A 14643-nucleotide genomic window follows, 5' to 3' on the forward strand; every position below is an offset into this window, starting at 1 on the left:
TTTATGAAAAAGAGAAGGTAACAGCGTTTAGTAACTTAATTAAAAATCAGAATTTCATTTATGGTATTTACTATATCTTCGAAACTTATATTTTCGGAATATGAAAATTCTTTTCGATATTTATCCCACATAACTTTAAGTTCTCTGCTTTCTGAAATATTCAAAATGATGCCGTCGATATCTGATATCTGTTCGGTAGTTCCTCTGTGTTCTGCAGTTGCATTAAGAGCATCTCTGAAAGTTTCTTTATCATATGTTTTTGTAGTTGCCAGAATATATGCATCATAAAAATCTCTTGGTCTTGTATTGAACACGGATCTTCGGAGTATAGTTTCTATTTTTTCAGCCATTATTGTTTCCACGTTATATGCCCATAAACTATATGTTTCATCACCGAATATTTCACTGAAATCATATTTTACCGCATGTGGCGTAATAACATCTCCGGTTGTAACATCAATTGACATAGGAACCAGTATGGTATCATATCTGGCGTTCAGACTGACACGGTATCCGCCATAAATGTCATCATCACGAATAGGATTTATACTGTTTATTTCAAAAATAATTTCATCGTCAGTATTAACTGAACATATTTCAGTAAGAGCAACTCTGATCTTTTCAGGTTCAAGCGGAAGACCTTTTAATGTAGTATCAAGATCCATAGTTGCCCTGTTATCGAGTCCTACTAAAGCTGCTACCAGCATACCACCTTTAATAACAAATTTATCTTTGTATGAGGAATTTGATAATCTGAATAACAGCTTTTCAAACATATAATTCTGAAGTATGACCTGTGCAGGGATTCTTTTTTCTTTAGCAATATTACGTATTCTGGCTTTTAAACTCATTGCCTTGTTCATAAAAGTACCTCTAAATAATTATTAATAATTTTCTGTATCCGGAGTTCTTTTGCATATAAATATAATTTATTAAAATCTTTATCTTTCCTTTTAACATACATTTTCATAGCAGCGTGGAAAGTTTCTGTACCTACTTTGTTTCTGCTGCGAACTATATCACAAATGGTTCTTTCAAGGTCATAGCCGATTACCTGGTTCCCCATCGGAGTAGTGAGTTCTGTTTTCCCCATGTCAAAAAGTTCAGGTTTGACAAAATAAATTTTACAAACATCACGTAAAGCTTGTGACGGCACTTTTCCGGAAGGATAGGTTATAGTGTGCTCAAACGGAGTGCGATCCGAAATCCCGTGGAGAAAAAGAGCTGTTTCGTGCGAGAATATAATATTTTTTGATCTCATGGAAACAGAAAGCATTTCGTCCTGTATTTCATTTGCAAGGATATACTGGCCATGTGCTATATGTACGATTATTCCGTTTTTACAAAGATTTAAAAGCATCATTCTTGAAATTCCGCTTTCTGATGCATTATTAGTACTGATTATACCACCGTTGTTATCTGAAATCATTTTTAATTTAACTTCATTCTCCATGTAATCATCTCCTTCAGATACTTTGATATAAATATTGTATCTTATATTTATATCATTGTCAAGATGCTGCGAAAAAAATGTGCCGGTAATCCTGCGATTACCGGCATTATTTATAGTCTGCCGTAGGCAGACCACCGATTCATTTGGACGGTTGTAATTAAAAATTATATGTAATGCTTTTGGAAAACTATTAGTTAGTGTATAATTATTGTGGGCGAAAAAACTGGAAATTTTCAAGTGAATAAAAAAAAGATGGCAAAAATAACTTGCCATCTTAGCTACAATGCTTTAATATTAAGATTGCAACAAATAAACATGAAAGTAGTGTAGCCAATATGAGTATAACATATAATATCGAATTAAACAAGGATAAAATTGAAAATTTTCACGATATAATAACTGAAGGTTACTATTCACGACCTAATTTTCCCAGTACAAAAGAAAACAACACCACTGGACCGGTTTTATTACCGGCCTGGTGGTGCTGTATTTTTTATTATTCACATTCAGCAAATATTTCTTCGACAGTATATGGGTTACCATCACATAATCTTGTTAATGCATCATATTCGTTGATTCCATTTCTTCGGCATGTTTCAATGTATGTACGAATCATTGCATAGTTATTTGCTGTTTTTGAAGATGCGAACTGACCTGACACCTTCATTTTTGTTTTCGTCCCACGTAGTGCTCGTTCTGAGAGATTATTTGTTGTAGGCAGACTGAAATCATATACCCAGGCGAAGTAATTGCTGCGATATTTTATGATTCTGCGTATCAGAGCGCGTTCCGGACCGCCTGAATATTTTGATGTATTCGCTTCTGCCAGCGTTTCTGCTCTTTGCAGAAGTTCTGTAAGCTTGCTTTCAAAATTTTCAAGATATCCATCATCAAATCGTGTTGTTCCTGCTTGTATCAGATTCTTTCGGTCTTTTATCGTTGCTGATATCAATGCTTTTATTTCAAGCAGTACTTCATGATTGGTTTCATCTGCAAGTTTCTGAAGATCGCGCTGCAAATGTGCATTACACTCAATATTTATGAACACAAAACGTTCATTGTAATTGATGCTGTTATGATCATGCATAACAGATGTTTCAGCAGAAAGATTTTCAAGTATTCCATCCAGAAGAATTCCGTTCATATCTTTGTTTTCATGGGCTGCAAAGAACGCGATTCTTTCGTCTCCGTAAAATCTCAGGCAGATTCTTTTGGTATCGGCGTAAACCACGGTATCATCCCAGTAAATGAGCAGTCTTTTAAGTAACTCCCTTCGCAAATCATTATGAAAAACTGCCAGTGCTTTGGCGGCTCTGGCCTGTACTTTAGCTACATACCCTTCACTCGGACTGATCTCTCCGTTTGTTATGCCCTGAAAGAATACAGGAACCTTATTTATTGACGAATTCATAATATTCAGCAAAACAAGTATCATTGCCTGTACGTTTGCTCCATATCTTACTTTCGTTCTTTTTTCAGGTGCCGTTCTGCTGATCACCAGGGTCCCGCAATTCTTACATTTGTAGACGTAATACTTATGCTTCACCCTCTTTACTTTAACTTCTACTTCTATTTCATAGCGATTTTCTGTTTTTCCGGTATATTCAAACTCATCTTTTTTGCATTTCGGACAACAGTCATCTTCAGTTAAACAATGTTCCGTTATATCAGTTATTGCTTCTTCTGCAGGTGGTTCAAGCTCTGATCTTTTATGCCCTGTTTGGCCTCCTTTGGAATTATCGGTTTCTTCTCTGCTGTTTGGTCTTGCTTTTGATTTCCCGATTGGTGTCTGCGATGTAGGCAGAGATGTATTGGTTCCATCTCTGTCCTGTACCGCTTTCATATGCCGGATCTCGGCTTTAAGTGTTTCTATTATGGTGTCTTTCTCGTCAAGTGCTTTTTGATATTCTTCGTCCTTCTTAGCAAGCTTTTTTTGATACTCACAGAACAAATCATAGTTTTCCTGTCTTAATTTACAGATTGTATCTATCTTTTCATCAAGCTCTTTGGTGTGATTTTCGCATTCAATTACAAGCTGTTCATACCAGATATCGCGTACTTTCTTCACTGCATTTTTTGATGACCGAACTTGTCTGCAAAGCTGTTTTATCCGCCTCTGATATCCAAGATATATGAGATGATGATTATGCTGCAGTTTTTTATATCTCTCACCATTTTCAAATTCTTTTACCAGACGTTTAAGTCTTTTATTTTCATATTGTAATGATGTATTGATAAAAAACTGCCTGTTCATAGCTTGCTTCCTGTTCTGTTTTATTTCTGTTCCAGCGCTCTTTCTGCTGATTCCTTTATGTTCAGTAAGTGATTTTTAAGAATAGCATTTTGTTTTTCAAGTTCGCTGATTCTTTTATCTTTCTGTATACTTTCTTCTTTTAGTTTTTTTATGATTTCCTTGTAATCCGGTTCTGCTGTTACCTTCGTTTCAACAGTATTGCTATTTGATTCTGATTTAGCCTTTCGTCCCGGCTTTCCTGTAGACGGTATCAGTTCTCCCGTTACCGGATCTTCCACTCCAAGATACTTGCGTATTGGTCTTGATTGTTTGGTTACAGGGTCGTAGTGTGATGTTGATTCATAAAGAACCACTCTTCCGGTTTTCTTATCTGTGTAGCGTACAATCGACATGATTTCAGCTTCCTTTCTACACTTGGTACTTATTATTATATCACATACCAACGAAAATGTCAATAGTTTTATTGGTATCTATTTAAACAAATACCACTATGCTTTTTTGTACTTTTTTTACGTAAAAAAACAGTGCTGAAAACATCGCATTTTCAATGTTTTCAGCACCATTATCATTTTTCTATTTTACATTATTTGGCCGTGAATAGTAACAACTGAAGTGATTGAATCGCTCTTTAAAACAGGAATCCAAATCATTTCAGACTTACTTGAAAGACTTGATTCGTACATAAGAGAATCCATTGATACAAGCCGATACCGAAATAAAGGTAAGAGAAAAAGCTCCGTAAAAACACGTATAGGAATAGTTGAATACAGCAGAACCGTGTATAAGGATTTAAAAGCCAAAACATATGTTTGTCCTCTTGACGATTGCATAGAAAGTAATATGATTGGAATGATCGATGAAGATGTTGTATCACTCATAGAAGATCAGATATGTGTCATGTCATACCGTGAAACTGCAAAATGCATAAGTAAACTGACAGGAATGAGTATGAGTCATCAGGCTGTATGGAACGTCGTACAGGAAGCAGGCAAACGACGTATTCAGAAAAATGAAGAACTTACAAAACTGAATCAGAGTGGCCAGCTTTGCGGGTCTGTGGAAACAGAAATTCTATACGAAGAAGCAGATGGTAACTGGCTCAGTCTGCAGGGAAAAGACAGAAAAACATATGGCTCATCAAAAGAAATGAAGATAATGATAGCATACGATGGTGTGGAATATACAGGACTTCCAAACAAGAAAGTTCGAAGAAAACTTGATAATAAGGTTGCCTACGCAAGTTTCGAACCTGCAGCTTCGTTCAGAAAACACAAGAATGCAGTCATTGCAAGTAAATACGATATGGACGTAGTTAACCTCAGAATGAAAAACGGAGACGGAGCACAGTGGATACAGAACGAGTCGGATTGCCGGACACTCTGTGTTCTTGATAAGTTCCACAGAAACAAGAAAATCAAAGAATGCATTCACGATACAGACATGGTAAAAACACTTACAGATCTTGTGAATAAGGAAAAGTTCGACGATGCCATTAACTGTATTGAGGCTTACGTAAACTCGATAACTGATGAGAAAGAAACAGCAAGTGCTAAAGAACTGTACAGATATTATACAGAAAACAGAGAAGCTCTAAGCGATTACTTTAACAGAGGTGTTACTATACCGCCAACGCGTGATCCTGAACATATACATCACGCAAGACTGGGAAGTATGGAAAGCAATGTGTTCACTCTGATAGGAAACAGAATGAAAGGAAGAAGAGCCTGCTGGAGCATTGAAGGCGGAAATAATCTTGCAATCATTTTATGTGCAAGAAACACAGATACACTTGATCAAACGGATGATTACAAAGTAACCGAACCTTTCGTAAATGAAGATATGAAATTCTCTGTATCTATGGTTCCTAAAAGCGAAGGTAAAGGATATGAATGTCCTCATAACATAAGCATACCGGCCAACCTTCAGTGGATGTCAAAGATAGCGAAGATTCCTAATATACTAAACTGAATAGCCTCAGTATACCCAAGCGTTTATGCCTCGAAAGCCGCTTTACAATGAGAAGGCAATATGATAGGCTGGTCAGCCATGCAGCACAGCCTTTAGGCTCTGTCTGCTTCTGCTGCAGAAAATCATATTGCCAGAGGCTCGTTGTCAAGCGGACCGTGGAATAAATGCGTCTGTTGTGGGATTACCAATCGGATAATCGCAGGTGAAGTATACCCTGTCGCAATAAAACGGAGCGTGCTATTAACGATATATTCCAAGCAATGTAGCTAATTTGGAAATTACAGTAAAATGCCAACGAACACTTGACACATACAAACTATTACCAATCCTTGACGGGTATTAAGTAATGAGGTATAATTAAGGTAATAAATACGTTCGTCTAACGTGAAATAACAGTCGAGAGGAAGTGAATTTATGTGTACACAAAGCGAAGCTATTGCTATTCTTGGTGAAGCATTTGAACGTTCGAAGGCGGTTTTTGGAAACAGTCTTGTAAATGCATATCTTTACGGATCTTTTGCGCGAGGTGATTACGACGACGAATCAGATGTTGATATTCTGCTGACTGTTGATAAAAGTGATAGCGATATTCGTTTGTACAATAAATCACTTGCAAAGATAGACAGTGATCTTAGTCTTGATCATAATATAACAGTGACAGTAACGGTTAAGCCTGTTGAACAGTTTAATCTTTTTGCTGAGATATCACCGTTTTACAGAAACGTGATAAATGAGGGAATATGCTATGCAGGACGTTAAAGAAATTGTTCCGAAGCTTGAAATCGAGAAAGCTAAGAATTCACTTGAAGAAGCGAAAATACTTTTTAATTCTGAAAAGTATTATGGCGCTGCGAACCGTTCGTATTATGCAGCTTTTCATGCTATGAGTGCTTTGCTGATCAAAGATGGATACAGTATGAAAAAGCATAGCGGAGTTATTTCAAAATTCAGAGAGGTTTATATTAAGACAGGTGTTTTTGGTACAGAAATGTCTGAAAAAATCGCAGAACTTTTTAAACTCAGGACGGAATGTGATTATGATTCTTTTTATGTTGTTTCAAAAACAGACGTTGAAGAACAAATCGCTAATGCCGAAGGTATTATATCTGAGGTTGATAAAATTCTTTGAATAATAAAATCAGCGGGAGTACCGGTAATAAAAATCCGGTGCTCCCGTTTGATTCTGTATAATGGTAGTCTTCTCCCTTGCGGGCCGAAGACTGCTATGGAAAAACCGAGTCCCTTCAGCTCGTTTTGTAAAATTGCGCCGAAGGCGCCACATTTTCATTCGGATGGCTGCCGGACGATGTTTTTGAGAAAAAACAATCACGTTTTTCTGTTGTCATAAAGGTAAAAATATAGTATAATTTAAAGGAAAGATTTCGAAAAAATAAAACAGAAAGGAGCTGATAATATGCCTCGAAAAATAGCGACAGGAGTACAGAGTTTCAGTAAAATCAGAGAACGCGGCAGTTTTCTGGTGGATAAAACAGAATTCATAAATGACTGGTGGAATGCAGACGATGACGTTACTTTGATTACTCGTCCGCGCCGTTTCGGTAAAACACTGAATATGAGTATGCTCGAATGCTTCTTCAGTCCGGAATATGCAGGACGAAATGATCTTTTTGAAGGTCTGAGTGTCTGGAACGATGCAGAAATGAGAGAAATTCAGGGAAGCCAGCCTGTAATCTTTATTACTTTTGCTAAAATCAAGGGGATTACTTATGAAGATTTTCTGAGACAAATGAATACGACGATGATGTCGGTGTATTCCAGTTATGAGGATTTTGTTAGTAAAAGTGAAAAAATATCAGCCGATAAAAAAGAAATATTCCGTTTTATGTATAAGGAAATGGCTGAGACTATGCTAAAAAAGACGGAGAAAAAAGTAAATACTGATCTTCTTACACAAAGCATAGCATTCCTTTCAGAATTGATGTCGATCCATTACGGAAAGAAAGTAATCATTCTTCTCGATGAATATGATACGCCGATGGTCGAATCCTATGTGAAAAAATACTGGGATGAAGTTGCTGCGTTTATGCGTACATTTTTCAATACTACATTCAAAAGTAATCCGTATATGTATCGCAGTGTACTTACAGGTATCACAAGAGTAAGCAAGGAGTCGTTATTTTCTGATTTCAATAATCTTAAGATCTGCTCTTTATCGGCAAAAAAATATCAGGAGTATTTTGGCTTTACTGAAGAAGAGGTGTTTAATGCACTTGATGAATATGGATATACAGATAAGGAAAAGGTTAAATACTGGTATGACGGGTTCATCATTGGTGATCTTAAGGACGTCTATAATCCATGGTCGATAATTAATTTTCTGGATGAAGGAAAATATGCACCTTACTGGGCAAATACCAGTTCAAATTCACTTGTGAGTGATCTGCTGCGCGAAGGTGATGCGGAACTTAAGAGTGATTTTGAGTATCTCCTTTGCGGAGGAACAGTAACAAAGCAGATAAATGAGGAACTTGTCTACAGTCAGCTTGGAAAGACCCGTGATTCAGTATGGAGTCTGCTTACAATGAGCGGATATCTTAAAATAAACAGCATAAACGGGAAAAAGTATGAGTTAGCAATTGTAAATCATGAAACGCTGGAAATGTTTGAAGACCTGATCTCTGACTGGTTCGCTGAAGGCGACAGATACAGTAATTTTCTCAAAGCCCTTCTTCAGAATGACCTTGACTATATGAATAAATTCATGAACGACCTGACAGTATCGATGTTCAGCTCATTCGATACAGGAAAGAAGCCGTCAGAAGAAGCAGAACCGGAACGTTTTTATCATGGCTTTGTACTCGGACTTCTTGTAGACCTGCGTGACAGATATGCGGTAACATCCAACCGTGAAAGCGGATTCGGAAGATATGATGTGCTTCTTGAACCACTGGATAAGGAAAAAGATGATGCAATGATTTTCGAATTCAAGGTGATCAATAAAAGAAAAGGCGAAAACAGTCTTGAAGATACAGTGGCGGCAGCACTGAAGCAGATAGAAGACAGAAAATACGAGCAGATACTGCTTGATAAGGGTATTAAGAAAGAAAGGATCCGTAAGTACGGCTTTGCATTTGAAGGAAGTCGTGTGCTTATAGGGGAATGAAGAAACAAGTACAGTAATGTTTATCCTTAAGGATTACTCTGAATAAATAAAGCAAACGGGAGTACCGGTAAATCAAAATCCGGTACTCCCGTTTGCTCTGTATAATGGTAGTCTTCACCCCCCCCGCGGGCCGAAGACTGCTATGGAAAAACCGAGTCCCTTCAGCTCGGTTTGTAGAATTGCGCCGGAGGCGCCATATTATCAGAAAAGGCACCCAGCGGGTGCCTTTTGAACATATAAGTTGATATTACTCAGTTATCAGTATGCCTTGCCCCAGTAAACCATGTGCTTAGCCGGCTTGCCGCAGCATACGCATACGTCGGAGATGTGTTCCTGCTTGAGCGGGATGCATCTTGAACCAACGCCTGTCTTTTCCTTTACTTCATCTTCACATGCTTCTTCTCCGCACCACATAGCTTTAACGAAACCGTCGCCCTTTTCTTCGAGAGCCTTGATGATCTCGTCCATTGTCTTACATGCGTAAGTTCTCTTTTCGCGGTTTTCGAGAGCCTTTGCGTAGAGACCGTCATGAACTTCGGTAAGCTTCTTCTGAACTTCTTCTGCGAGATTGTCGAGGCTTACTACAGTCTTTTCACGGTTGTGACGTGTTACGAGAACGCACTGGTTGTTTTCGATGTCCTTAGGACCGATCTCAAGTCTTACCGGAACGCCCTTCATTTCGTATTCGGCAAACTTCCAGCCTGCTGAGTTGTCTGAGTCGTCGAGTTTAACTCTGATGCCTGCAGCCCTGAGTTCATCTGCGAGAGCATTTGCCTTGTCGAGAACGCCTTCCTTGTGCATTGCGATTGGGATGATAGCGAGCTGGACAGGTGCAACTGCCGGCGGGAGAACGAGACCGTTGTCGTCACCGTGAGTCATGATGATGGCACCGATAAGACGTGTTGTAACACCCCATGATGTCTGGTGAGGATTTACCTTCTTGTTTTCCTTGTCTGTGTATTCAATGCCGAAAGCCTTGGCAAAACCGTCGCCGAAGTAGTGTGAAGTACCGGCCTGGAGTGCCTTGCCGTCGTGCATGAGCGCTTCGATAGCGTATGTTGAAACGGCACCTGCAAACTTGTCGCTTTCAGTCTTCTTACCCTGGATAACAGGCATTGCGAGATACTTTTCGCAGAATTCTGTATAAACATTGAGCATCTTTTCTGTTTCTTCGATAGCCTCTTCAGCAGTAGCGTGGATAGTGTGACCTTCCTGCCAGAGGAATTCTCTTGAACGGAGGAAAGGACGTGTTGTCTTTTCCCATCTTACAACGCTTACCCACTGGTTGTAGAGCTTAGGAAGATCGCGGTATGAGTGAACGATGTTTGCGTAGTGTTCGCAGAAGAGAGTTTCTGATGTAGGACGTACACAGAGTCTGTCCTCGAGCTTTTCGTTACCGCCCATTGTTACCCATGCAACTTCCGGAGCGAAGCCTTCAACGTGATCCTTTTCCTTCTGGAGAAGGCTTTCCGGGATGAACATCGGCATGCAGACATTTTCGTGACCTGTAGCCTTGAACATTCCGTCGAGTATCTTCTGGATGTTTTCCCAGATAGCGTAGCCGTAAGGACGGATCACCATACATCCCTTTACGCTTGTGTATTCGATAAGTTCAGCTTTCTTTACGATGTCGGTATACCATTTTGCGAAGTCTTCATCCATTGAAGTGATGGCTTCGACCATTTTCTGATTGTTATTATTCTTTGCCATTTATTCGTCCTCATTTCTGGTGGTTTTATTGTGTTCCTGAACCTCAGGAAACAGAGTTTTTAATGGTTTTTCGTCGTCAGGAGCGGGTTCGAATGCACTTCGCACCTGATAAAGTCTTTCGTCCTCACCGGGTCGTTCCTTTCTGCCGCGGTGCCGGTCGATGAAAGCAGCAAGCTTTGGTGTAAGAAGCGTCACCAGAAAGATAAGGAAGAGTATGAGCAGCAGTTTTCCGAGAAAGACAAAGGAAACTGCAATTGAAAGTCCCTCGGTTGTTTCCAGTTCAGACACCTCATTTCCGGTAAATTCTTTTTTGCATACATTATAATTATACCATAATATACGCGAAAATCAAGTGAAACACTGATTAAATCGGAAATCCGGCTTTGCCGGATTTCCGGAGGTGGGATTTGCGGGGCTTCGCCCCGAACCCCTACGCTGATTTATGAATAAATCAGCGTTTTCCAAGGGAAAAAAGCTTAACAAGGTGAAAAGCCGGTACTCTTTCGAGCACCGGCTTTTCGGGTTAGGATTGTATGTGTAAAGTTAAATGAAAATGTCATATTTAATAGAAGATTATTTTTTACTGAATCTTTGTATCTGTTTTTATCTTCTGTTATTATGATACCATAGCATATGGGTTATGTCAAATAGATAAAATGGAATATCATATATAGACAAATCAGTATAGCCGTACAGAGATACAGCAAAAGACCAGTATTTGCATGTCAGAAAAGCAATTGTGCACATGATATTTAACAAAAACTATCGCGAAATCCATAAAATCTTATATTCTTCCATAAAAATTTGTATGTTTTTTCTGTGACATTTCAGGAAGAACTGCATTAAAAACAGCTATTGAAAACATAGTAAACCTATGGTATAATAATATTATCATTTCATGAACGGAGGAGATACTGTGAAGATCTCAACAAAGGGAAGATATGCGCTAAGGCTTGTAATAGATCTTGCAATGCACGCTGATGAAGGTTTCGTAACGCTGAAGGACATTGCTGCAAGACAGAATATTTCAAAGAAATATCTCGAACAGATCGTTCCGATGCTGAACAGGTCGGGGATACTTAAGACGAACAGAGGCTATCAGGGCGGCTACAAACTGGCCCGTTCTCCTGAAAGCTGCACCGTAGGTGAGATACTCATGGTCACCGAAGGAAATCTTGCTCCGGTAAGCTGTCTTGAAAATGAGATAAACGAATGTCCGAGAGCAGGCGAATGCATGACTCTTTTCATCTGGGAGGAGCTCCATAAAAGAACTACGGATTATCTCAACAGTATAACCGTTAAGGATGTTATAGACCGTGCGAACAATAACAATGACTATGTGATCTGACCGCAGATTTTCTGAAAAATAAAGACCGTATCGCTGTTTCAAAGGGATACGGTCTTTTTGCATGTTATGTTATTTATCAGTCTTTGTAGTTCATGTCATCTGCAGTAACGTTCTTAAGTGCTTCGTTGTATTCCGCAGCATCAGCCTTTGCAGCATCGAGATCATGTTCGAGATAGTTACCGCATTCCGCCTTTGATGAACCAGGGATGGTTCCGGTAAAGTCTGCGATAAATACGAATGCTTTCTTTACAAGTTCAAGAACTTCTGCTCTGGATACGCTGTCTCGTACTATAAGATAGAAGCCGCTGCGGCAGCCCATAGGTCCGGCGTAGATGATCTGGTCGGAATATTCCGAGTTGCGGACATAAGTTGCAAGAAGGTGTTCTATAGTATGGAGTGACTTCGGTGAAATGAAGCTTCCTGCATTAGGCTTCTTCATTCTGAGGTCGTATGTAACGGCATCGCCGTCTACTCTTGAAATGTAAACACCTTTTTCAAGTGTGTCATGGTTTACTGTGAAGCTCGCGATTTTTTTCATGTATAGGATCCTCTTTTCTGTTGTCGTCAGTGCAGTGAATTCGTCAGTCAAGCTCTTCACCTTCGACTATTTCGAAAGTGTTCCCCGTTATCTTTGCAATGCTGTCGAATATCATATAGTGTTTATGCGTACACTGCATGTTGCGGTGGTAGTGCCCTGAAAACCACAGATCAAAATCAAGATTGTGATTGACTTTCTGAAAAAAGTCAGTCAGCCGGTTTGGATGATAGATATCTGTCATTTCCAGTTCCCTGAGAATAAACGTCGGAAGTGAATGTGAGATAACAATGTCAACTTTCCAGTCGTTTTTTTCAAGATTCTCGGCCCCGAGTGTCATCTCACGAAGTGACGGCATCTCCTGAGGCCAGTATGAAATGCCGGGTATACGGAACTGCTTGTCGTGACTTTCCGCCCCGCCGAATGCAAATATTTTTTTGTCATCGATGGTGAATACGCTTCCCCTGCACAGGTGATAGATGCTGTCGGTGATCTTCTGGATCTTTCCGCCCTTCCAGTCCTCTATGCGGTACCGGCCGAGAAGTGAGTAGTTTTCGTGATTACCGTCGATCCACAGCGTGGTCCACGGCTTGCGCTCCAGCCACTTCAGCCAGTAGCGTTCAGTCCGGGATTCATCCCACAGAAATCCGAAATCACCGCAGATTATCATGTAATCCTTTCGGGTGAGCCCGGACTGTGCAGGAAACTCGTCCTTGCCGAACTTGCGGAGATCGTATTCGCCGTGTACATCTCCGGTAATAAAAATCATGTTTATTAGTCCCCTCTCACTAATAATCTCTATACTAAAATTTTATCATTTTTTGCACATCAAGTCAATATAAAAATAGTGTTTACAGTAGAAATTGCGGGACTTAAGATTGTTTTTTTACGGTTCGCCCACAGATAATACAAACTGCTTTGACAAGAAATATGTTGAAAAAAGTACTTCGGATATGGTATAATTGAAAATGCGTATATAAAAATAATTACATACTGTTCATAAGTTATTATTTAACAGTATAATAATCAGGAGGTATAAATTATGGCTGTTTGTGAAAAGTGCGGACGTGAAATTCCGGAAGGCAGCGTTTGTGAGTGTGAAAATGAAATCTGCGATGCGCTTATACCGGCAGATGATAATGATATTGCAGAAAATGTGACAGGAAGTACAATATCACTTGCGAAAGAAAGTGACAAAGAAAGCGTTTCGGCTGACAGTGTTTCTCCGGAAGTTACTGCAGATGCCGAAGAGGCACAGGCTGACATTGAAAATGAGATCAGTGAAGAAGCTGCTGAAACCGCAGAAGAACCTGTTTCTGAAGTGAAAACTGAAGCAGAAACAGAAGAAGTAAAAGCAGAAGAAGCACCTGTTTCTGAGGCAGTAACAGAGGAAGTGAAAGCAGAAGAAACTCCTGCTCCTGAAGTTAAGGAAGAACCTGCAAAGAGTGCGGAACCTGCGGTGAAGGAAGAGAAAAAGGAACCCGTTAAGGCTGAAACTGCAGCGCAGACAGCTGTAACACCGGCAGCAGAATCAGGCGCTCCGGTACAGAAACAGGGCTTTATAAAGAAGAATCTTAAGGTAATAATCCCGGTTGCGGCAGCTCTTGCAGCGGTTATCGGAGTTACCGGATATGTTTCAGCCAACGCTTACAAGAAACCTGTAAACCAGTTTGTAAAGGCGTACAACAGCGGAAAAGCTGATCATGTCATTACAGCAATGCTTCCGAAGGATTCCGTCAAGGAGATCAAGAGTGCACTCAAGGAGGAAGATACTTCATGGAAAGAATTAGTGAAGGAAATGAACGACAAATTTGAGGAAGCCAAGGAAGACAAATACGGAAAGAACGCTAAAATGGAGGTCACTTTTGTAAACAAGTACAAAGCCAAAAAGGATGAGATCACCAAGAACAGTTCGTTCTACAGCATGTTAAGAACAGATGAAGAGATAGACAAGGCTTACAGAGTAAAGCTTCGTGCAAAGATCGAAGGAAAAGATGATTCGGAATCAGAGAGACATGAATTATATGTCGTTCACTTTGAAAAAAGCGGATGGAAACTCTCACCTTACATGAATGATATTGATGATTCATTATCAATCAGTAATATGTTTTATTAATGAAACGCTGATTTATGAATAAATCAGCGGGGGATTACGGTGCGAAGTCCTGTAATCTCCGCTTTCCGGGGATCCGGCGAAGGCGGATTTCCGGTTTGATCAGTTTTGGCTTAATAATAATGATATAATTATAAT

14 protein-coding genes are annotated in these 14643 nt (G+C 39.6%); 6 read left to right on the plus strand and 8 right to left on the minus strand.

The features are described 5' to 3' along the window. Positions 1-35: 35 nt before the first annotated feature. The 4 genes from CC97_RS13940 to CC97_RS13955 form a co-directional block, all read right to left on the minus strand. A complete protein-coding gene (locus tag CC97_RS13940) occupies positions 36-863 on the minus strand; it encodes a nucleotidyl transferase AbiEii/AbiGii toxin family protein (protein ID WP_044975608.1) in 828 nt (275 codons plus the stop codon). Then, positions 860-1453, minus strand: a complete 594-nt coding sequence (locus CC97_RS13945) for a type IV toxin-antitoxin system AbiEi family antitoxin domain-containing protein (protein ID WP_049962920.1) — start codon at positions 1451-1453, stop codon at positions 860-862. The genes CC97_RS13940 and CC97_RS13945 overlap by 4 nt, the downstream gene beginning before the upstream one ends. 496 nt (positions 1454-1949) lie before the next feature. Further along, entirely contained in the window at positions 1950-3707 is a 1758-nt protein-coding gene (locus CC97_RS13950) for a transposase (RefSeq protein ID WP_044973470.1), read from the minus strand. A gap of 20 nt (positions 3708-3727) precedes the next feature. Beyond that, positions 3728-4099, minus strand: a complete 372-nt coding sequence (locus CC97_RS13955; RefSeq protein WP_044973469.1) for a hypothetical protein — start codon at positions 4097-4099, stop codon at positions 3728-3730. A gap of 220 nt (positions 4100-4319) precedes the next feature. Between CC97_RS13955 and CC97_RS13960 the strand changes: the two genes are divergently transcribed. The 4 genes from CC97_RS13960 to CC97_RS13975 all read left to right on the plus strand — a co-directional run bounded on the left by CC97_RS13960 (position 4320) and on the right by CC97_RS13975 (position 8799). Further along, complete coding sequence (locus CC97_RS13960; protein ID WP_044975609.1) at positions 4320-5675, plus strand: UPF0236 family protein; 1356 nt, start codon at positions 4320-4322, stop codon at positions 5673-5675. 414 nt (positions 5676-6089) lie between these two features. Beyond that, a complete protein-coding gene (locus CC97_RS13965) occupies positions 6090-6434 on the plus strand; it encodes a nucleotidyltransferase domain-containing protein (protein WP_044975611.1) in 345 nt (114 codons plus the stop codon). After that, positions 6421-6804 (plus strand): HEPN domain-containing protein, encoded by a 384-nt coding sequence (locus CC97_RS13970; RefSeq protein WP_044975612.1) that lies wholly within the window; start codon positions 6421-6423, stop codon positions 6802-6804. The genes CC97_RS13965 and CC97_RS13970 overlap by 14 nt, the downstream gene beginning before the upstream one ends. A gap of 285 nt (positions 6805-7089) precedes the next feature. After that, positions 7090-8799 (plus strand): AAA family ATPase, encoded by a 1710-nt coding sequence (locus tag CC97_RS13975; RefSeq protein WP_044975614.1) that lies wholly within the window; start codon positions 7090-7092, stop codon positions 8797-8799. A 258-nt stretch (positions 8800-9057) separates the two neighbouring features. On the opposite strand, the gene proS is transcribed toward CC97_RS13975, so the two are convergent. Together proS and CC97_RS13985 are read right to left on the minus strand one after the other, a co-directional pair. Continuing rightward, on the minus strand, positions 9058-10509 hold the full coding sequence (gene proS, locus CC97_RS13980) for a proline--tRNA ligase (RefSeq protein ID WP_044975615.1): 1452 nt from the start codon (positions 10507-10509) through the stop codon (positions 9058-9060). Then, positions 10510-10797 carry a hypothetical protein gene (locus CC97_RS13985; protein ID WP_044975616.1) on the minus strand — a complete coding sequence of 96 codons (288 nt, stop codon included), beginning with the start codon at positions 10795-10797 and terminating at the stop codon, positions 10510-10512. Positions 10798-11425: 628 nt separating this feature from the next. Between CC97_RS13985 and CC97_RS13990 the strand changes: the two genes are divergently transcribed. Beyond that, on the plus strand, positions 11426-11857 hold the full coding sequence (locus CC97_RS13990) for an Rrf2 family transcriptional regulator (protein ID WP_044975618.1): 432 nt from the start codon (positions 11426-11428) through the stop codon (positions 11855-11857). A gap of 76 nt (positions 11858-11933) precedes the next feature. On the opposite strand, the gene CC97_RS13995 is transcribed toward CC97_RS13990, so the two are convergent. Then, entirely contained in the window at positions 11934-12395 is a 462-nt protein-coding gene (locus tag CC97_RS13995; protein ID WP_044977068.1) for an S-ribosylhomocysteine lyase, read from the minus strand. Between the two features lie 43 nt (positions 12396-12438). Beyond that, entirely contained in the window at positions 12439-13161 is a 723-nt protein-coding gene (locus CC97_RS14000) for a metallophosphoesterase (protein WP_044975619.1), read from the minus strand. A 273-nt stretch (positions 13162-13434) separates the two neighbouring features. On the opposite strand from CC97_RS14000, the gene CC97_RS19010 reads away from it, so the two are divergent. Further along, the gene (locus CC97_RS19010) at positions 13435-14508 is read left to right on the plus strand and encodes a hypothetical protein (RefSeq protein WP_049962921.1); all 1074 of its coding nucleotides are present in this window, start codon (positions 13435-13437) and stop codon (positions 14506-14508) included. The last annotated feature ends 135 nt before the right edge of the window (positions 14509-14643 follow it).

Origin of the sequence: Ruminococcus sp. HUN007 (genome assembly GCF_000712055.1) — a bacterium.
Lineage (GTDB): Bacteria > Bacillota > Clostridia > Oscillospirales > Ruminococcaceae > HUN007.

What these genes read in the sequence shown, in the direction of transcription:
- CC97_RS14000 (WP_044975619.1), bottom strand. Translation starts at nt 13,161, where the DNA reads ATGATTTTTATTACCGGAGATGTACACGGCGAATACGATCTCCGCAAG.
- proS (WP_044975615.1), bottom strand. Translation starts at nt 10,509, where the DNA reads ATGGCAAAGAATAATAACAATCAGAAAATGGTCGAAGCCATCACTTCA.
- CC97_RS13945 (WP_049962920.1), bottom strand. Translation starts at nt 1,453, where the DNA reads ATGGAGAATGAAGTTAAATTAAAAATGATTTCAGATAACAACGGTGGT.
- CC97_RS13965 (WP_044975611.1), top strand. Translation starts at nt 6,090, where the DNA reads ATGTGTACACAAAGCGAAGCTATTGCTATTCTTGGTGAAGCATTTGAA.
- CC97_RS13940 (WP_044975608.1), bottom strand. Translation starts at nt 863, where the DNA reads ATGAACAAGGCAATGAGTTTAAAAGCCAGAATACGTAATATTGCTAAA.
- CC97_RS13975 (WP_044975614.1), top strand. Translation starts at nt 7,090, where the DNA reads ATGCCTCGAAAAATAGCGACAGGAGTACAGAGTTTCAGTAAAATCAGA.
- CC97_RS19010 (WP_049962921.1), top strand. Translation starts at nt 13,435, where the DNA reads ATGGCTGTTTGTGAAAAGTGCGGACGTGAAATTCCGGAAGGCAGCGTT.
- CC97_RS13950 (WP_044973470.1), bottom strand. Translation starts at nt 3,707, where the DNA reads ATGAACAGGCAGTTTTTTATCAATACATCATTACAATATGAAAATAAA.
- CC97_RS13995 (WP_044977068.1), bottom strand. Translation starts at nt 12,395, where the DNA reads ATGAAAAAAATCGCGAGCTTCACAGTAAACCATGACACACTTGAAAAA.
- CC97_RS13970 (WP_044975612.1), top strand. Translation starts at nt 6,421, where the DNA reads ATGCAGGACGTTAAAGAAATTGTTCCGAAGCTTGAAATCGAGAAAGCT.
- CC97_RS13955 (WP_044973469.1), bottom strand. Translation starts at nt 4,099, where the DNA reads ATGTCGATTGTACGCTACACAGATAAGAAAACCGGAAGAGTGGTTCTT.